This window comes from Campylobacter ornithocola (assembly GCF_013201605.1).
Classification (GTDB): Bacteria; Campylobacterota; Campylobacteria; order Campylobacterales; family Campylobacteraceae; genus Campylobacter_D; species Campylobacter_D ornithocola.
This window is the reverse complement of record NZ_CP053848.1, coordinates 864,536-883,667: the sequence shown is the minus strand read 5'-3', so window position 1 is coordinate 883,667 and position 19,132 is coordinate 864,536. Positions and strand designations below refer to the sequence as shown.

At 29.3% G+C, this 19,132-nt stretch carries 15 protein-coding genes; 11 read left to right on the top strand and 4 right to left on the bottom strand.

Annotated elements, in window-relative coordinates; all coding sequences use genetic code 11:
* The first annotated feature begins 90 nt into the window (after positions 1 to 90).
* The gene (locus CORN_RS04640; protein ID WP_094750307.1) at positions 91 to 2,868 is read left to right on the top strand and encodes a DNA translocase FtsK; all 2,778 of its coding nucleotides are present in this window, start codon (positions 91 to 93) and stop codon (positions 2,866 to 2,868) included.
* On the opposite strand, the gene mltG is transcribed toward CORN_RS04640, so the two are convergent.
* On the bottom strand, positions 2,869 to 3,822 hold the full coding sequence (gene mltG / locus CORN_RS04635) for an endolytic transglycosylase MltG (protein ID WP_066008120.1): 954 nt from the start codon (positions 3,820 to 3,822) through the stop codon (positions 2,869 to 2,871).
* On the opposite strand from mltG, the gene CORN_RS04630 reads away from it, so the two are divergent.
* From CORN_RS04630 to CORN_RS04585, 10 genes are all read left to right on the top strand, one after another.
* Positions 3,809 to 6,310, top strand: a complete 2,502-nt coding sequence (locus CORN_RS04630) for a YhdP family protein (protein WP_094750306.1) — start codon at positions 3,809 to 3,811, stop codon at positions 6,308 to 6,310. The genes mltG and CORN_RS04630 overlap by 14 nt on opposite strands.
* Positions 6,311 to 6,328: 18 nt before the next feature.
* The gene (locus CORN_RS04625; RefSeq protein WP_066008117.1) at positions 6,329 to 7,225 is read left to right on the top strand and encodes a malate dehydrogenase; all 897 of its coding nucleotides are present in this window, start codon (positions 6,329 to 6,331) and stop codon (positions 7,223 to 7,225) included.
* Between the two features lie 174 nt (positions 7,226 to 7,399).
* The gene (locus CORN_RS04620; protein WP_066008115.1) at positions 7,400 to 7,714 is read left to right on the top strand and encodes a 4Fe-4S binding protein; all 315 of its coding nucleotides are present in this window, start codon (positions 7,400 to 7,402) and stop codon (positions 7,712 to 7,714) included.
* A gap of 8 nt (positions 7,715 to 7,722) precedes the next feature.
* Positions 7,723 to 8,847: a 2-oxoglutarate synthase subunit alpha gene (locus tag CORN_RS04615; RefSeq protein WP_066008111.1), complete on the top strand. Its 1,125-nt coding sequence runs from the start codon at positions 7,723 to 7,725 to the stop codon at positions 8,845 to 8,847.
* A gap of 1 nt (position 8,848) precedes the next feature.
* The gene (locus CORN_RS04610; RefSeq protein WP_066008109.1) at positions 8,849 to 9,694 is read left to right on the top strand and encodes a 2-oxoglutarate ferredoxin oxidoreductase subunit beta; all 846 of its coding nucleotides are present in this window, start codon (positions 8,849 to 8,851) and stop codon (positions 9,692 to 9,694) included.
* Positions 9,691 to 10,239, top strand: coding sequence for a 2-oxoglutarate:acceptor oxidoreductase subunit OorC (locus tag CORN_RS04605; RefSeq protein WP_066008108.1), 549 nt, complete (start codon positions 9,691 to 9,693; stop codon positions 10,237 to 10,239). Before CORN_RS04610 ends, CORN_RS04605 begins: the two co-directional genes overlap by 4 nt.
* Before the next feature lie 92 nt (positions 10,240 to 10,331).
* Positions 10,332 to 12,041, top strand: coding sequence for an acetolactate synthase large subunit (locus CORN_RS04600; protein WP_066008107.1), 1,710 nt, complete (start codon positions 10,332 to 10,334; stop codon positions 12,039 to 12,041).
* Positions 12,038 to 12,505 (top strand): acetolactate synthase small subunit, encoded by a 468-nt coding sequence (gene ilvN, locus CORN_RS04595; RefSeq protein ID WP_066008106.1) that lies wholly within the window; start codon positions 12,038 to 12,040, stop codon positions 12,503 to 12,505. The genes CORN_RS04600 and ilvN overlap by 4 nt, the downstream gene beginning before the upstream one ends.
* Positions 12,502 to 13,461, top strand: coding sequence for a UDP-3-O-(3-hydroxymyristoyl)glucosamine N-acyltransferase (lpxD, locus tag CORN_RS04590; protein WP_066008105.1), 960 nt, complete (start codon positions 12,502 to 12,504; stop codon positions 13,459 to 13,461). The genes ilvN and lpxD overlap by 4 nt, the downstream gene beginning before the upstream one ends.
* Positions 13,454 to 13,678, top strand: a complete 225-nt coding sequence (locus tag CORN_RS04585; protein ID WP_094750305.1) for a hypothetical protein — start codon at positions 13,454 to 13,456, stop codon at positions 13,676 to 13,678. The genes lpxD and CORN_RS04585 overlap by 8 nt, the downstream gene beginning before the upstream one ends.
* 1 nt (position 13,679) lies before the next feature.
* On the opposite strand, the gene CORN_RS04580 is transcribed toward CORN_RS04585, so the two are convergent.
* The 3 genes from CORN_RS04580 to CORN_RS04570 all read right to left on the bottom strand — a co-directional run bounded on the left by CORN_RS04580 (position 13,680) and on the right by CORN_RS04570 (position 19,123).
* Positions 13,680 to 16,385 carry a cytochrome c biogenesis protein CcsA gene (locus tag CORN_RS04580; RefSeq protein WP_066008100.1) on the bottom strand — a complete coding sequence of 902 codons (2,706 nt, stop codon included), beginning with the start codon at positions 16,383 to 16,385 and terminating at the stop codon, positions 13,680 to 13,682.
* Between the two features lie 9 nt (positions 16,386 to 16,394).
* Entirely contained in the window at positions 16,395 to 16,994 is a 600-nt protein-coding gene (locus CORN_RS04575; protein WP_066008098.1) for a SoxW family protein, read from the bottom strand.
* Between the two features lie 62 nt (positions 16,995 to 17,056).
* Positions 17,057 to 19,123, bottom strand: coding sequence for a rhodanese-like domain-containing protein (locus CORN_RS04570; RefSeq protein ID WP_066008096.1), 2,067 nt, complete (start codon positions 19,121 to 19,123; stop codon positions 17,057 to 17,059).
* Positions 19,124 to 19,132 lie beyond the last annotated feature (9 nt).

Sequence of the window (19,132 nt, the reverse complement as noted above, 5' to 3'; positions counted from 1 at the left end):
AGCTTTTTTCTTTATAAAGGATATATTATAAAAAAAGAAGCTATTTTTGTCGTTTTAAATGTTTTAATTTTTTATTTTTGTTTAAGTGCTTTGATACCTGATCAAACTTTGGTAAGTATTATAGGGTATTCTTTAGCAAAACTTAGTTATTTTTTATTTGGCTCATTGACTAAAATTTATCCTTTAGTCTTTTTTTGGTTTAATTATCTTTTGTATAAAAATAATTATAATTTTGAACTTATAGAGCGTAGATTTAGTGTGGCTATTTTTACTTGTATTTTTGCTTCACTTGTTTTTGCTTCGGCGTTTTTGCAAGATAAAGGTTATATAGCTTCTGCTATGTTTGTGATTTTAGATGGTCTTTTTGGAAAAATAGGAAGTTTGATTTTAGTAGTTTTACTCCTAGTTTTTGCTTTTAGTATTTCTTTTCCACAGGTTATAAAAGAGATATTTAAAATAGAGCTTGATTTTGATTTTTATTTAAAACTTGAAACTTTGATTAAAAATAAAATTTTTGGATTTTTTGGTGGTGATAAATATGAAAATGAAACCAAAGAAGAGCAGGAAAAACTCAAGCAAGAACTTTTAATCAAAGAAAAAAAAGAAGAGTTTCTTAGGGAAGAAGAATTATCAAAACAAGAAATTCAGGAAAGTAAAAAATTTAATCTTGAAGATTTAAAAAATCAAGAATTAGAAGAAGTAATAATTAGCGAAGAAGATAAAAAGCTAAGTACAAGCTATATTCATGAACTTTCTGAGCCTATTGTAAATTTTGCTCAAAAAGCTAGTAAAATAAATATAAAGGAAGATGAAATGACCCCTGAAGAGTATTTATCAAAATATAAAAATAAAAGTGAAGATATTTATACTCAAACCTTAAAAAGTAAAAATTTAGATGAGCCAAGTTATAAAAGACGCAATATAGATTTAAATGAAAATAAAGAGGAAATAATAGAAGAAAATTCTTTATTTGCTAAAGAACTAAAAGAGCGTGAGCAAATGCTACAAAAAGCTAAATTGTTAGAAGAGTATAAGGCTTTACAAAAAGAAAAAATTTTAGAAGAACTTAATGAAGATTTTAAAAAAATTGAAGAATTAAATGCTATAGAAGCACAAAAAGAAGCTGAATTTAAAAAAATCCAAAATAAAACAAGTTTTTTAGGGGTAAAAGACTTTAAGGATGAAGATTTTATCCCACAAAATGAAGTCAAAGAACTAGATTTTAGCGAGGATGATTTTACCAAACCTGTTAGCATAGAAGATCTAAGAAGCAAAAAAAATCATGAAAGTCCTTTTGTAGTAGAAGAAGTGCAAAATGAAGTCAAAGAAGAAAAAATTTCATTTGAAATTACTCAAGAGCCTACGATAGAAGTGGCAGAAAATAAAATGCATCACTTTATTGCTAATGAAGTTAGTGAAAATAAAGCTTTATTAAAAGATCTTGACTTTGGAAAATTTGAAAAGCCAAAAGATTTTTCTTTGCCACCTTTGGATTTTTTAACCATGCCAAAGGAGGGTAAAAGTGAGATTAATGAAGAAGAGATTGATAGAAAAATTTATGATTTACTTGAAAAATTAAGACGTTTTAAAATAGGTGGAGATGTAGTTAGAACTTACACAGGACCTGTCGTAACTACTTTTGAATTTCGCCCAGCAGCAGATGTTAAAGTGAGTAAAATTTTATCTTTGCAAGATGACTTAGCAATGGCTTTAAAAGCTCAAACTATAAGAATTCAAGCTCCAATCCCAGGTAAAGATGTGGTGGGTATTGAAGTGCCAAATGAAAAAATCGATACAATTTATTTAAGAGAAATTTTAGAAAGTGAGGTGTTTAAAAACTCTAGTTCGCCTTTAACTATAGCTTTAGGCAAGGATATAGTAGGAGATCCTTTCATCACAGATCTTAAAAAACTGCCTCATCTTTTAATAGCAGGAACCACAGGAAGTGGTAAAAGTGTGGGGATTAATTCCATGCTTTTATCTTTACTTTATAGAAATTCACCAAAAACTTTAAGGCTTATGATGATAGATCCTAAAATGCTTGAGTTTAGTATTTATAATGATATACCACATTTACTTACACCGGTAATTACCGATCCTAAAAAGGCAGTAAATGCTTTATCAAACATGGTAGCTGAAATGGAGCACAGATATCGTTTGATGGCTGAAGCAAAAACTAAAAATATAGAAAATTACAATGAAAAAATCAAAGAGCAAGGCGGGGAAATCTTGCCATTTATTGTAGTAATTATTGATGAGTTAGCTGATTTAATGATGACAGCAGGTAAGGATGTGGAGTTTTATATAGGTCGTTTAGCGCAAATGGCAAGGGCAAGTGGAATTCACTTAATTGTAGCTACACAACGCCCTTCGGTAGATGTTGTTACTGGGGTTGTAAAAGCAAATCTACCAAGTAGAATTTCTTATAAAGTAGGGCAAAAGATAGATTCTAAGGTTATTTTAGACTCTATGGGTGCTGAGAGTTTATTAGGACGTGGAGATTGTTTATTTACTCCTCCTGGTATGAGTGGTTTAGTGCGCTTACATGCGCCTTTTGCGAGTGAAAATGAAATTGAAAATATAGTAGAGTTTTTAAAAGCTCAACAAGTAGTAGAATACGATGAGAGCTTTTTAAAAGATGATAGTCAAGATGGAGCTTACAAAAGAAGTGAATTTGATGATGGGGATTTAGATGAACTTTATGAAGAAGCAAAGGCTGTGATTTTAGAAGATAGAAAAACCAGTATTTCCTATTTGCAAAGACGCTTGAAAATAGGCTACAATCGTGCAGCAAATATTATAGAGCAACTTTCACAAACAGGTGTTTTAAGTGAACCTGATGCAAAAGGGCAAAGAGAAATTTTATAATTAATTTCTTATTGCTTTATTATGATCTTTTAAAGTAGAGGTAAAAATATGCTTATTAGTTTTTTTATCTCTTACAAAGTATAAATATTCTGTTTTAGCAGGAAAAATAGCTGCCTTAATAGCTTCAAAAGAAACATTGCACACAGCTTCCTTTGGTATGCCATTGAATTTATAAGTATTATAAGAACTACTATCTGATCTTATTCTTTGTGGGGTAATTTTTTCATGAGAGTATTTTCCGTAATTTAATGTTCCATCCATTTGAAGCTTCATACCCTTTCTCAAACGATTTCTAATCACAGATGAGACTATAGGCATTTCTTCATTATTAGCTGCTTCTTTTTGTACAATGGAAGCTATAATGATATATTCATGCCATTTTTTTTCATTATATTCTCTAAAAATTTTATAGGAAAGCTTTTTAAATTCATTTGTAGAATAAGCCAAAAGATATTTTACTAAAAGCTCTTCTGTAATACCTTTTGGAATTTTATAAGTTTCAGGAAAAAGCATACCTTCTTTAAAAGGACTTTGTTTGTAAAATTCTTGCATTAATCTTTTAGCGTTTAAATTTAATTTCGGTGCTAATTCTTCAAAGAAAATTTCAGTCGTTTCTCCAGGAATTAAAGTAATGGTTTCAAGTGCTGCTTTAGCAACGGTAAGTTTATGTAAAAATTCAGCTCTATTTAGCTCTTTTGTGCCTATATTTATCCAACCAGATTGTGGATGACCTAAAAAATATAAAGTATATTTATCAATACCACTCATTTTATAGTTATTTTTATCTAATTGCGTTATAATCTTACCTACAGAACCTTGTGGTATAAAAACTACAGAGTTTGTTTTTATAGGTAAAAGTAGATAGTAAAAAATGGATAAGAAAAAAATTAAAACTAAATCACAACATATTAAAAAAATTCTTAAATTTTTAACATTACCTATGATACTTTTCATTGTTTTATTTATTTACCTCAAAAATGGAATTTACATAGAAAAACTAGAATTTTCTTCTATTAATTTGGAGAAATTATATATTAAATTAGATAAAAAACTGATTTTAAATGCAAAAAAAGTTATAGTAAATTCCCAAAGTCAAAATACCCAAGGAGAAACTAGTGCAAGTAAAGCTACACAGCTTATTAAAAATGTAAAATATGTTTATTGGTTTTTTCAAGAAATTAATATAGATGAAATTTTTGTTAATAATTATCCTGTGGAGTTAGTTTATAAAAATAATCTATTTTTCGTTAATAGTAAAAATCTTTTGGTTAAGGTAAATTTAAAAATTAGTGATAAAAATATACAAGCTAATATTGATAATTTTCTTTTAAAAGATTATAATCTTAATATTATAGGTTCATTACTTATTAATCCCAATACGAAATTTTATACTTTTAAAGGTAAAATTGATAGTGATTTTTTAAAAAGCGATGTTAGATTTTCGCTTAAAAGAGAAGAGATTGCTTATGAATTAGAAAATATTAGTTCTAATGATATTTCACAAATTTTCAATATTTTAGTAGAAAATGGAATACAATTACCTTCTAATCTTGCTCTTTGGGTAGGTGGCAAAGTAAAAGCTGATTTTTATTTTATAGAAAAATTAACTGGTTTTGCAGATTTTGGAAAACGTAGATATTATTTAAACGATATTAATGCAAAAGGTTATGTAAATAATCTAAAGGTGGTTTTAGACAAAGGAATAGATCCTATCGTAAGCCCTTTTGTAAGACTTGAATTTGCTAAGCAAAGACTTGATTTTATTTATGATGAATTGCGTTTTAATAACTATGATTTAACTCAAAGTCAAATTTATATAGATAATATGCTAAATGAAAAAGCAGGAATTTATATACGTATTAAAAGCGATAATGCTAGAGCTGATTATAGGGTTAATAAAATCTTACTTTTATACGATATTAAATTGCCATTTTTGCAAAATAATGGTGTTACAAAGACTGATTTAGTATTAAAAATTCCTTTTGAGTATCCTGAAAAAGTTTCTTATGGAGGTAGTTTTAATATTGTTAATTCAAATATTAATATAAGTGATTTTAAGATTATTCAAGCAAATATTAATTTAAAAAAAGATAAATTGGATATACAAAACGCAAGTGTAAAAAGTAGCTTAATTAATGGTGATTTCAATGCAAGTGTTAATTTAAAACAAAAAAAAGGTGATTTTAAGACTTTTATAGCAAAATTAGAATTACCACAAGATAGTTTAAAAATAGAAAATAAATTTCTTGATCTAAGTCTTGATTTTGATAAAAATATCAGTTTATGCAATAAAGAGCTAACTACAACTTTAAATTTTGATCAAGGTATGTCTATTTATGTTGAGAAGCTTATAAAATACAAGACTTACTCTAAATTAATGCAAAAAAATAAAGTTTATGATGGAGAGTTATTTTTAAATACTTTAAATTATAAAGACTTTAATGTAGATATAAATAATACTACTTTTGAATCATTTTTACTTTATAAAAATAACAATCCTTATGAATACGATAATTTTAGTATAAAAATAAAAGGGAATGATTTTAATTTAACTAGTGCAAGCGGTAATATTTTTGCACAAAAAGATAATGATGATGTTAATATTACTTTAAATAATCTTAATTTATTAATTTCTCAAAAAGATACAGAAAATACTTTAGATGATCTTGAGAATTCAACTTATAATATTAGTGGTAAAAATTTAGATTTGATTTTAAAGGATTTTAATAAAACTTTAGATTTTGATCAATTTAATGCCAAAATAAAAAAAGATTATGTAAAAGCTTGGGCTAATAGGAGTGAATCTCAATTTGATTTTTTACTTAAAGAAAATCAAATGAAAATTAGAGCTTTGAAAATGGATGATGATTTTTTAAATACTTTTATGCAACAAAATATTTTTGAAAAAGGCGAATTTAATCTTTATATAGATGGCAATAGCTCTGATTTTTTTAAAGGGAGGTTTTTATTTAAAGATACTTATTTAAAAGATTTAAAATTTCATCAACAACTTTTAAGTTTTATTGATACTGTGCCTAGTTTGCTTTTATTTAAAGCTCCGACTTTTAATGAAAAAGGTTTTAGTGTAGAAAATGCTGGTATAAGTTTTAATCGTAAAAAAGATCTTTTTGAAATAGATGCACTTAATTTTAATGGTGATAGTGCAGATGTATTAGGTCAAGTTAAAATTAACTTGCGAAATAATCAAGTTGATGGTTTATTGGAGCTTAGAACACTAAAATCAGCTAGCTCAGTTATTTCTAAAGTCCCAATTATTAATCAAATTATTTTAGGTAAAGATAGGCAAATTAGCACACAAATAAAATTAGGTGGAACAGTGGAAAGTCCCGAATTTAAAACTCAACTTATTGCACAAAGTTTGCAACTTCCTTATCATTTGATAAAAAATATTTTTGAATTACCAGCTAATTTAGTTAAATAAATATAAAAAGGAGATACAATGAAAATTACTATCATAGGAGCAGGAAATGTTGGCGTAAGTATTGCTTATGCTTTGATTTTAAGAGAATTAGTAGATGAGATTGTTTTGATTGATATTAACAAGGATTTGCTTTTTGCTAGAGAGTTGGAGTTAAGTCAAAGTATAGCTGCTTTTAATTTTGATATTAAAATAACCTGCACAGATGATTATGAGTGTTCAAAAAATTCTCAAGTGGTTGTTTTTAGCGCTGGAGTGGCAAGAAAAGAAGGTCAAAGTAGGGATGAACTTTTTGCTATTAATTCTAAAATTATGCTTGAGTGTGCTAAAAATATTAAAAAATTTAACAATGATCCTTTATTTATTATAGTGAGCAATCCTGTAGATTTTTTACTTAATACTCTTTATGAAAATAAGCTTTTTTCCTCAAAAAAAATCATTGCTATGGCCGGTGTTTTAGATAATGCTAGATTTAAATATGAAGTTAGCAAAAGATTAAATTTAAAAACTTCTTGTATAGATACCAAGCTTATAGGATTTCATAATGACAGTATGATTTTGGTTAAATCTCAAAGTAAGGTTAAAAATAAGAATTTAAATGAAATGTTAAATGAGCAAGCTATTATTCAAATTGAGCAAGAAGTTAAAACTGGTGGTGCTAAAATTATAAAATATTTAAAAACTTCAGCTTATTTGGCCCCTGCTAGTGCTTGTGTGAGAATGATAGAAGCTTTAAAAAGTGGAGAATTTTTACCAATGTGCGTTATTTTAAATGGAGAGCATGGTGTAAAAGAAAAAGCTTTTGGAGTTATGGCTAGGATTAGCCTTGATGGGGTGCTTGAAACTTTAGAGTTAAAATTAGACAATCAAGAAAAAATTGCTTTAGAAAAGTCTCTTGCTCAGTATAGTTATAATTAATTTTTTTTAGGAGTTTTTACTCCTAATGTTACTTTGCGTTATAAATACTTCTTTGTATTATTTTATATTTTAAATAATATTTACTCATACTATAAATTCGCTATAATAAAAAGTTTGTTTTAAAAATAATTTTTTTGATAAAAAATCATTAAAAATAATAAAATTTAGAAAGGAATATTAATGATTGCTCCAGAAAATACACCAGTTTGGGTTGATGAAGCAAGATGTAAAGCTTGTAATATTTGTGTTAGTTATTGTCCTGCTGGAGTTTTAGCAATGAGAGATGAAATAAGTGCAGTGTTAGGACAAATGATAGAAGTTGTTCATCCTGATGCTTGTATAGGTTGTAGCGAGTGTGAAAGTCATTGTCCTGATTTTGCAATTTTTGTTGCTAAAAGAGATGAATTTAAATTTGCAAAACTTACCCCTGAAGCTAAAAAAAGAGCTTTAGCTGTAAAAGAAAACAAATATAGAAAATTAAACGCATAGGAAAAATAATGAGAGAAGTGATATCAACAGGTAATGTTTTAGTAGCTAAAGCTGCGATTGATTGTGGCTGTAAATTTTTTGGTGGCTACCCAATTACCCCAAGTTCTGAAATTGCACATGAATTAAGCCATATGTTGCCAAAAAATGATGGTACTTTTATACAAATGGAAGATGAAATTTCAGGTATTAGTGTAGCTTTTGGTGCTTCCATGAGTGGAGTAAAATCCATGACAGCAAGTAGTGGACCTGGAATTTCTTTAAAAGCTGAGCAAATTGGTTTAGGTTTTATAGCTGAAATTCCACTTGTGATTGTAAACGTTATGAGGGGTGGACCATCAACAGGTCTTCCAACAAGGGTTGCACAGGGAGACTTATTTCAAGCAAAAGCTCCAACACATGGAGATTATGCAAGTATAGCTTTAGCTCCTGCTTCATTAGAGGAAGCTTACACTGAAACCATTAGAGCTTTTAATTTAGCTGAAAAATATATGACTCCAGTATTTTTACTTTTGGATGAAACTATAGGACATATGAATGGTAAGGCGAAATTGCCTGATTTAGAAGAACTAAAAATCATCAACCGTAAAAAATTTAGTGGCGATAAAAAAGACTATAAACCATATGCAGCAGGCGAAAATGAAGCTGCTACACTAAATCCTTTCTTTGAAGGCTATCGTTATCATATCACAGGGCTTCATCATGGAGATATCGGTTTTCCAACAGAAGATGGAGCGATAGTAGATAAAAATATCAAAAGATTGTTTGGTAAGATCAAAAATAACACTGATGAAATTTGCACTTATGAAGAATTTATGCTTGATGATGCGCAGTTTTTGATTATCTCTTATGGTAGTGTTGCAAGGGCAGCTAAAGAAGCTATTTTAAGACTTAGAGAAGAGGGATTAAAAGTAGGGCTTTTTAGACCTATCACGCTTTATCCGGTTGCTGAGAAAAAAATAGCTCAAGTGGTATCTAAATTTGAAAAAGTTATGATAAGTGAGCTTAATATGGGGCAATATTTAGAAGAAATTCAAAGAGTTAGCAAAAGAGATGATTTTATAAGTTTACATCGTGCAAATGGTCGCCCTATAACTCCAAGTGAAATTATTGCTAAAGTAAAGGAGAATATATAAAATGGCTTTTAATTATGATGAATATTTAAGAGTAGATAAGCTTCCAACACAATGGTGTTGGGGTTGTGGAGACGGTGTTGTTTTAAAAGCTATTATTAGAGCTATTCAAAAACTTGGTTGGAGTATGGATGATGTTTGTTTAGTTTCTGGTATAGGTTGTAGTGGTAGGATGAGTTCTTATGTAAATTGCAATACAGTTCATACTACTCATGGTAGAGCTATTGCTTATGCAACTGGAATAAAACTTGCAAATCCAAAAAAACATGTTATAGTGGTAAGCGGGGATGGTGATACTTTAGCAATTGGTGGAAATCATACCATTCATGGATGTAGAAGAAATATAGATTTAACTCATATTTTAATCAATAATTTTATTTACGGGCTTACAAACTCACAAACTTCACCAACTACTCCTCAGGGTTTTTACACTGTAACAGCTCAAGCAGGTAATATAGATCCAAATTTTGATGCTTGTGAGCTTACTAAGGCTGCTGGAGCTTCTTTTGTGGCAAGAACAAATGTTATAGAAGCAAATAAACTCGAAAATATTATCTTTAAAGCTTTATCTCATAAAGGATATAGTTTTGTAGATGTGTTTTCAAACTGCCATATCAACCTAGGTAGAAAAAATAAAATGGGTGAAGCTGTAAGCATGCTTGATTGGATTAAAAATCGCTGTGTTGAAAAATCTAAATTTGAGCAATTAGACTATGAACAAAGAGTAGATAAATTCCCTACAGGAATTTTATATCAAGATGAAAGTAAGGCGGAATATTGTGAGGCTTATGAAGAAGTTAGAAGAGCTTTAAAAGAAAAAAGAATGGTAGATTTGGGAGTGTTAAAATGAAATATCAATTAAGATTTTGCGGCGAAGGTGGTCAAGGTGTTATCACTGCTGGTGAAATTTTAGCCAAAGCTGCCATTAAAGAAGGACGCAATGCTTTTAAAGCATCTACTTATACTTCTCAAGTTAGAGGCGGACCAACTAAGGTTGATATCATCATTGATGAAAATGAAATCTTTTTTCCTTATGCAGTAGAAGGTGAAGTTAGTTTTATGCTTTCAACTGCAGATAAAGGTTATCAAAGTTTCAAAGATGGTGTTATTAGTGGTGGCATTATAGTTATAGAGCCAAATTTAGTTCATCCAAGTAAAGAAGATTATGCTAGATGGAAAATTTTTGAAATTCCTATTATTACCATAGCTAAAGAAGAAGTGGGAAATGTAGCTACTCAATCAGTTGTTGCTCTAGCTATAGCTGCTTATATGAGTAAATGTATTGATATTGATGCGTTAAAACAGACTATGCTTGATATGGTACCTACAAAAACTAAAGAGGCAAATGCTAAAGCCTTTGATTTAGGCATAGAATACGCTAAAAAGTATAAATAGTTTCTTGATTTTTCAAGAAACTTTTCCTTATAAAATAATATTTATTAAATTATCGTTATAATATTTTCTATTTTAAGCAAAAAGGTAAAATAATGAAAGAGCTAAATGGCTCGCAAATGATTTGTGAAGCATTAAAAAAGGAAAATGTTAAAGTAGTTTTTGGTTATCCTGGTGGTGCAGCTTTAAATATTTATGATGAAATTTATAAACAAACTCATTTTAAACACATCTTGGTTAGACATGAGCAAGCAGCCTTGCATAGTGCTGATGCATATGCTAGAATGAGTGGTGAGGTTGGAGTGGCAGTGGTTACAAGTGGACCAGGCTTTACTAACGCAGTTACAGGTTTAGCTACTGCTTATAGTGATTCTATACCTTTAGTTTTAATTTCAGCTCAAGTTGCAAATTCTTTAATAGGAACAGATGCATTTCAAGAAATCGATGCTATAGGTATCTCAAGACCTTGTGTGAAGCATAATTATTTAGTAAAAAATATCGAAGAATTACCTAAAATTTTAAAAGAAGCCTTTTATATTGCTACAACAGGTAGAAAGGGACCAGTGCATATTGATATACCAAAAGATGTCACTGCAGCTATAGGAGTATGGCATTATCCTAAAGAAATTTCTATGAAAACTTATAAGCCAACCTATAAAGGTAATATCAAACAAATTAAAAAACTAGTAAGTTTAATTAAAAATGCTCAAAAACCTTTATTTTACTTAGGTGGAGGTTGTATATCTTCTAATGCTAGCAAGGAGCTAAGAGAGTTGATTCATTTTTGTCAAATTCCTGCAGTAGAAACCTTAATGGCACTAGGGACTTTAAGAAATGATGATAAGTTTAATTTAAAAATGGCAGGTATGCATGGGAGTTATTGTGCAAATATTGCCTTGAGTGAATGTGACTTACTTATTGCTGTGGGTGCTAGGTTTGATGATAGGATTACTGGCAAAACAAGTGAGTTTGCTAAGGGTGCAAAAATCGTTCATATTGATATAGATCCAAGCTCTATTTCTAAAATCATTGAAGCACACTTTCCTATAGTTGGGGATATTAAAAATGTTATTTTGGACATTTTAGAAGAGTTAAAAAAAGAAGACTTTGATAATACCAAATATCAAGAATGGTTTAAAACTTTGCAAAGATATCAGCAATTATATCCTTTAATTTATGAAGATAGTGATGAAGTTTTAAAACCTCAATGGGTTATAGAAGAATGTGCTAGATTAGCCCCTGATGCAAGAATTATTACTGATGTGGGGCAACATCAAATGTGGGTAGCACAATTTTATCCTTTTAATTATGCAAGACAGCTTGCAACAAGTGGTGGGCAAGGAACTATGGGTTATTCTTTGCCAGCTGCACTTGGAGCTAAATTGGCTGTGGGTGAAGAAGTAGTGGTAAATTTTGTAGGCGATGGTTCTTTTTTAATGAATATACAAGAGCTAATGACTGCAAGTGCTTATGATATAAAAGTGATTAATATTATTTTAAATAATTCTTTTTTAGGCATGGTTAGACAATGGCAAAGTATGTTTTATAAAGAAAGATTTTCTAATACAGATTTAACAAATCAACCTGATTTTATCACTATTGCTAAAGGTTTTCATTGTAAAGGTTATAATGTCTTTAATAAAGAAGAGTTTCAAAAAGCTTTTAAAGCAGCTTTGGAGTCTAAAAAAACTTGCGTTTTAAATGTTGCTATAGATCGCTATGAAGATGTACTTCCTATGGTTCCTGCAGGTGGAGCAATTTACAATATGATTTTACCTAGCTACAAAAACAAGGATAAAAAATGAAAAGAAGAGTGATTTCTGTCATTGTGTTGAATGAGCATGGGGTATTATCACGCGTTGTTGGACTTTTTTCAGGTCGGGGTTATAATATAGAATCTCTTACTGTTGCCCCGCTTGATGATAAAGAATTTTCTAGAATAAATATCGTAACTTTGGGCGATGAAAAAGTTTTTGAGCAAATCATAAAACAACTTCACAAACTTATACCTACCTATAAGGTGATTGACTCAAGTGATTTCATAGAAAAAGAAACAGCTCTAGTAAAGATTGCTTTAAGTGAAAATTTTGCAGGTTTAGATGCTATATTAAAAGCTTACAATGGTAGTATAACTTATAGTGATGGTGAGTTTATTATAGTAATAGCAAGTGATGATGCAAAAAATATTGATAATTTTTTAAAAACTATGAAAAAATATAATCCTATTAGTGTGGTTAGAAGTGGTTCTATTTTAATGGAGGTAAAATGAAAATTAGTGAAATTGCTAAATTTTTAGGTGTAGAATACAGCGGAGATGATATAGAAATTACAGCTTTAAATTCATTAAATAACGCAAGTTTTACTGAACTTAGTTATTGCGATGGTGAAAAAAACTCTAAAAAAATAGCAAGCAGTGGAGCTGGAGCTATATTAATCTCAAAAGAATTTGAAAATTTAGTTTCAAAAGATTGTATTAAACTAGTTGTTGATAATCCACATTTATCTTTTGCGCTTTTAAGTAAGCTTTTTGCTAAACCTTTAATTTCTAATGAGAAGAAACAATCTAATATTGCCAAGAGCGCTAAGATTATGCCAAATGTTTACATAGGTGAAAATGTCCAAATAGCTGATCATGTGGTGATAATGGCTGGAGCTTATATAGGTGATAATGTAAGTATAGGAGAATATACCATCGTCCATCCAAATGTTGTAATTTATAATGATACTAAAATAGGTAAAAAATGTCATTTATTGGCAAATTGTGTTATAGGTAGCGATGGTTTTGGTTATGCACATACAAAAAATGGTGAGCATTATAAAATTTATCATAATGGTAATGTTATTCTGGAAGATTTTGTAGAAGTTGGAGCTTGTACGACTATCGATAGGGCAGTTTTTGAAAGTACTATCATTAAACAAGGTACTAAAATTGATAATCTTGTTCAAGTAGGACATAATTGTGAAGTAGGGGAGAATTGTCTTATAGTAGCTCAAAGTGGTATTTCAGGTTCAAGTATTTTAGGTAAAAATGTCACTATGGGTGGACAAAGTGCTACAAGTGGACATTTAGAAATAGGAGATTTTGCTACTATAGCTGCAAGAGGTGGGGTTACTAAAAGTCTAGAAGGTGCTAGAGTATATGGTGGTTTTCCTATTATGCTTCAAAAAGATTGGTTAAAATTTCAAGCAAAAATCATTACAACTTTTAGGGATAAACATGAGTAAAAAGATATTTAAAACCATAGAGTTACATGGTAGCAAAAGTGGAGAAATAAGCGTTTGTAATCTTTCTAATCCTTATGGTACAGGAAGTAATGATGTCTTAAGTATAGGAGTAGCTTTAAAAAAAGAAAATGGAATAGATTGGAAAGTTCATATTCCCTATGAAAATTTAAAAGATCTTATCCTAGCACTTCAAGAAATAGAAAAAAGCAAAGCCTAGTTTAAAAACTAGGCATATTTAAATCTCGTTTTCTTCCTGCGCTAATAATTAAAACAAAATTAAGCACAATCAAAACATACACAAAAGTTGGTATAGGAAAGGCATCTCCATTTGCATAAGAATGAAGCCCAGAAAGATAAAAATTCACTCCAAAATAAGTCATTAATATGCTATAAAAAGCTAAAACACTAGCACTTGCAAAAACAAAAATAAAATAAGTTTTAAAAATAAATCTTAAATGCAATACCATAGTATAAACTACAATAGAAATCAAAGCCCAAGTTTCTTTTGGATCCCAACCCCAATACCTTCCCCAGCTTTCATTAGCCCAAACTCCACCTAAAAAATTTCCTATTGTAAGCATAGCAAGTCCTATTATCATAGACATTTCATTAACACAATGTAGTTTAATGATGTTTAAGTCTATGTTTTTATTTTTGCCTCTTAATGTAAAAAGAATTAAGTTTAAAACCCCAATAATAAAACAAAGTGCTAAAAATCCATAGCTTGCTGTTATAATAGACACGTGAATATTAAGCCAATAAGATTTTAAAACAGGTACTAAATTTCCAATTTGAGGATCCATAAAACCAAGATGAGCTACAAAAAGTGCGATTCCTGCTAAAAAACTCGCACCACATAAAGCCAAAAGAGATTTTCTAAAGAATATCACAGCACTTATTGCACAAGCAAAAGCTATATAAATCATACTTTCATAAGCATTACTCCAAGGAGCATGTTCGCCTACATACCAACGAATGATTAAAGCTAGCGCATGTATAAAGACGCATGTACTCAAAATGATATAAAAAAATCTATATACAAAAGTTGATAAAGAGATATTTTTCAATATAGTATAAAAACTTAAGAAGAAAAAAACCATCGCAAAGCTAATGTAAACAAAAGTTAGATTGTCAAAGATATTATAATGATTAAGTAAAATTTCAAGATCTAATCTTTCTTTTTGTGGTAAAACTTTACTTCCATAGTGATATTGAAAATCTTTTAAAGATTGTAAAATTTCATTTGCATCTTGCCATTGATTGTTTTCAATACCATTACGAACTTGTAAAAAATAACTTACTAAAAGCATTTGCAAACGCTCGACATCTTCTTTTGCGAAAGGTAAAATTTGCACTGGTGAATACCATCTTAAACTTTGTTCATTAATATCAGGAAAGATAGTTAAAGCTTGACCACTATAAATATAATAAGCATGATTTATCTTTTCATCTAAGGCTAGTAAATCTTTGTCAAAATTATTTCTTAGTGAAGGTTTTTTTCTATTAGCTTCTTCAACATAATTACTAAGTTTATACACTCCATTATCAAATACATCATCAAACGCTATGTATTTTTCATTTATATCTGTGCCTATTAATTCTCTTAGCTTACTTGTTTTTGTAGCTATCATTTTGATTTTTCTAAATTCTTTAGGGTAAATCATCATTGCTAGAAAAATTTGATTATAATGAAGATTTAAAAATTTGTCTTTTTGGGTAATTTTATAAATAAATTCCATTGCTAAAGTATCTAAAGGTTTGATTCTGCCGTTATGATCTTGTATGAGTAATTTTGCAAAATTTAAAGAATGCTCATAAGAGTTTTTTTGTAAACTAGTCACTAAATTTAAAATTTCATTTTTATTTTCTTGTGCAAAAAGTGGAGTTTGGAAACTTATAAAAAGTAAAATAAATAATACAAAACTTTGACCTTTTTTTAAATAAACACTTAAACGATGAAATCTTGAATTTTTATCAAATAAAACCCATAAAAATCCTAAAATTAATAAAGTATAACCTATATAAGTAGGAATTTTTCCAGGATCTTTATTTACCGAAAGTATAGTACCTTGTTCATCTTGATCATAAGAACTTTGAAAGAATCTATATCCACCATAATCAAGAACATTATTCATAAAAATATCATAAGATAGATTAATGTTATTTTGCTCATCTATGATTTTGATTTTTGAAGTATAAGAAGATGGACTCATGGAACCTAAATAGCGTTCTAGTATAAAATCTTCTAAAAGTAATGCAAAAGGAAGTTTGATTTCTCTTGGTCCCCAGTTGACACCAAAATTTTTACCTTGCATATTAAATTGCATTATTTCTTTGCCAGTAAAGTTTGGATTTAAAACTATATGTTTACTTATATTTTTATAATGGATGTTTAATTCTAAGCTAGCAGGAGTAATAGAGTCTTTTTGTGGGGTATAGCTAGTAGAGCTTATAGTTAGTTTTTGGTCGCTTAAATCAATGGTTTTTTCAAAATGTTTTTGAGTAAGTGGTGTGAAACTAATAGGAAATTCTAAACTTGAATTTGTATCAAAATCTATTATTTTTATAAATTCTTCCCTAGTGACTATGGTATTAGAAATTCCTCCTTCTCTAATATACATACCGCCTTCTAAGCCAAAATATCTAGTAAGTCCAGCACCTATTAAAATTACTATAAATGATAAATGTAAAAGCAAAATTGAATATTTCTTCTTTTGAAGAAGTTTATTATATAATATTACTCCGATCAAATTTAAACCTAATAATAAATGTAGCATATCAAACCATGCATTGTTATAAATCAAAGCTTTAGCAGCACTAATACCAAAATCATTTTCTATGAAAGTTGCTACAGCACAAGCTATAACATATACACTCATTAGTAAAAAACTCATTGCAAGAGAAAAAAAATAACGCATTAACATCCTTTTTTACTAAATATTATTTTCTTTATAATAATGGATAAGTTTTTGTCCTATTGCCTGCTCATCTAAATCTTGATTTTCTTTTTGATTTAAAAACTCCATTGTAGCACTAAGTCTTTTAGCACTAATAAATCCAGGATAGTTAAATAATGTTTGACTTTTTTTATTAAGTATTATTATAGTAGGTGTGGCAACTATATTATAAATATTTGAGAGTTCATTGGTGCTTAAATCACTTTTATGATTTTTATAGAATGTATGATTTTTTTTATAACTTATATTAATATAATAAGAACTATATTCATCTTTTATAAGTTCTTGTAGTTTTTTATCGTTTTTGATTTCTTCTTTTAGTTTATCACAATATAAGCAGTGGTTTGCACTAAAGATAATTAAAATATTTTTATTATTGCTTTTTATATTTGTATTATCTTTAAATAAATGAGCTATTTCTTCATAAGATTTTTTATCTAAATCATTTGCCTTTTGTGAATTTTCTTTTGTATATTGAGTGCCATTTGAGATTAAATTAGAATCAATTTTTTCTTCATTAGAACAAGCTATGAAAAAAATACTTAAAATGCTAAGCAAGAGTATTGTTTTAAACATTATAAAATCCTTAAAAATATTCAGGAGAAAAAAGTCCTTATTCGCTATTATAGCGAATAAGGTTATAAGATAGTGTTAAAGAAAGTATAAAGCATTAAAAATAAAAACACCAAACCAGTGATTAACATTGCAAATCCTGCAAGTTTTGCCAACCATTGGTATGTTTTGAAATCACTTTTATTTTCATATAAGGTGCTTAATTTTCCACTTTCTTTTAAGCGTTTATACCATACACTTCTTTCTTGTTTGATTTCTTCTTCACTAATACTTCCTGAGAAAATCACCATATCCATAGGGAAGCGATCTGCTCTAAAATGAGTATTAAAGAAGTGAATAGCAAAAATAAACCCTGTTGCAAGTAAAGCTTCATCAGAGTGAAGTAGAGTTGCTAGGTTGATTGCTTCACCTGGTAAAAATTTACCAAAGAAAGCAGGGAACCATAAAATAAGCCCTGAAATACCAATAATAAACATACCCCAAAATACTGCCAAATAATCAAATTTTTCCCAATAAGTCCAACGATCAAATTGAGGTCTTGGACCAAAACCAAAGAACCATTTAAAATGATCTTTCATATCCTTAAGATCTTGCAAATTAGGCATTAAAGAATCAGGACCAAAAGTAGCTTTCAATACTTTTACGAAACTTAATTTTCCAGTAATAGGATCTCTTGCTACATCACGACGTTTCCAATTTACAATGATAATTTCACCAATATGTGAGAAAAATACTGCAAACATTACAATAGCAGATATATGGTGAATAGTAGCTGCATTAATAATATCACCACCCATTAAATCAACCATAGGTTTAGCCCAAGGTGCATCATAGAATTTTTGTGGTAATCCTGAAAATGCAAGTCCTAAGAAACTAGTCGCCATAAAGAAGTGTTGAATTCTATGGAAAGTACTAAATCTTCTTACTTTGATTTTATCTTCATGTGCTGCTTTTCTTGCTTCTTTCCATTCTTTAGGATATTTTATACGCATAGCTATTAAGCGCAAGCACCAAAGTATGGTATGAGCTCCAAAAAATACAAATACAGAAATCACCAAAGCTGTCATAAAGATATAAGCTCCGTGTAATCCTGGATAATTTTCTCCATCACTATGATCAGCATGTGCCATCCAATTTGCAAAATTTTCATTAGAATTTGGGTGGCATGATTTGCAGGTTTCAACGCGATTGATTGGTGAAAGCGTTGAATTTCTTTCGCTAGATTTTAAAATATTATGTTTGCCATGACAATCAGAACATGTAGCAACGCTTGGAGTTTCACCTGGGGTACTTAAAACTATGCCTTTACCATGAAAAGTCATATGGAAAGTTTGAGTTTTTTGTTTATGACATTGTGCACATTTTTGATCTACTAGTTGTTTTTGAGAAAAAATTCCTGAATGTTTTGGTGTTACATGCACTGAGTGACAAGTTGCACAAGATGGTTTTTCTTTTTTCTTTTCTCCATTTTGAGCAGGTAAGAAATTTTCAACTCCATGTGCACTTTTTGCTAAAGCACTGCTTGCTTTTTCATGACATGTGGCACATTTTTGATTGATTAAATTTTTACTAGCAGCAATATTTGCTCTAATACCTTTACCTTTTTGAGCATGACAATCACGGCAAGATGGAGTATCGCTAAATTTAAATCTTGAATGGATAGTATCTTTAAATTCTATTACATCTTTAGCTTTTTCCCATTTTACAGTGTCTATTTTTTCCACTTTTCTCCCAGATGTTGCCCATGATTCTATACCATCAAGCATAACAACTGAATTTTTATAACCAAGCTCTATGGCTACTGCTGCTGCTTGTGAAGCTTCAAATCTAAAACGATTTAAGCCATAAAACACTAAATTTGCATTTTTGTCATTAGGTAGCAAACTTTCCCAATTTTCTACATAAGTTGATATAGAATTAGGTATATATCCATTAGCTTGTCTATCTTGCTCTGAATTTACATCAAAAAAATAAGTATTGTTTTGATCAAGCATATCTTGAGCTTGAGCTAAACTAATTGTTTTAACACCTTCTATTGACCCAATTTCTCCATTAGCTTCAGCAAATAAAAATCCTGATGGTGTAAAAAGAGTAAAAAGAACAATAAAAAGTCTAGTGATTAAATTTTTCAAGACCAACTC

Coding starts and splice junctions, on each gene's coding strand:
- CORN_RS04610 (WP_066008109.1), top strand. CDS start 8,849: ATGGCTTTTAATTATGATGAATATTTAAGAGTAGATAAGCTTCCAACA.
- CORN_RS04580 (WP_066008100.1), bottom strand. CDS start 16,385: ATGTTAATGCGTTATTTTTTTTCTCTTGCAATGAGTTTTTTACTAATG.
- CORN_RS04575 (WP_066008098.1), bottom strand. CDS start 16,994: ATGTTTAAAACAATACTCTTGCTTAGCATTTTAAGTATTTTTTTCATA.
- CORN_RS04600 (WP_066008107.1), top strand. CDS start 10,332: ATGAAAGAGCTAAATGGCTCGCAAATGATTTGTGAAGCATTAAAAAAG.
- CORN_RS04615 (WP_066008111.1), top strand. CDS start 7,723: ATGAGAGAAGTGATATCAACAGGTAATGTTTTAGTAGCTAAAGCTGCG.
- CORN_RS04625 (WP_066008117.1), top strand. CDS start 6,329: ATGAAAATTACTATCATAGGAGCAGGAAATGTTGGCGTAAGTATTGCT.
- lpxD (WP_066008105.1), top strand. CDS start 12,502: ATGAAAATTAGTGAAATTGCTAAATTTTTAGGTGTAGAATACAGCGGA.
- CORN_RS04605 (WP_066008108.1), top strand. CDS start 9,691: ATGAAATATCAATTAAGATTTTGCGGCGAAGGTGGTCAAGGTGTTATC.
- CORN_RS04630 (WP_094750306.1), top strand. CDS start 3,809: ATGATACTTTTCATTGTTTTATTTATTTACCTCAAAAATGGAATTTAC.
- mltG (WP_066008120.1), bottom strand. CDS start 3,822: ATGAAAAGTATCATAGGTAATGTTAAAAATTTAAGAATTTTTTTAATA.
- ilvN (WP_066008106.1), top strand. CDS start 12,038: ATGAAAAGAAGAGTGATTTCTGTCATTGTGTTGAATGAGCATGGGGTA.
- CORN_RS04585 (WP_094750305.1), top strand. CDS start 13,454: ATGAGTAAAAAGATATTTAAAACCATAGAGTTACATGGTAGCAAAAGT.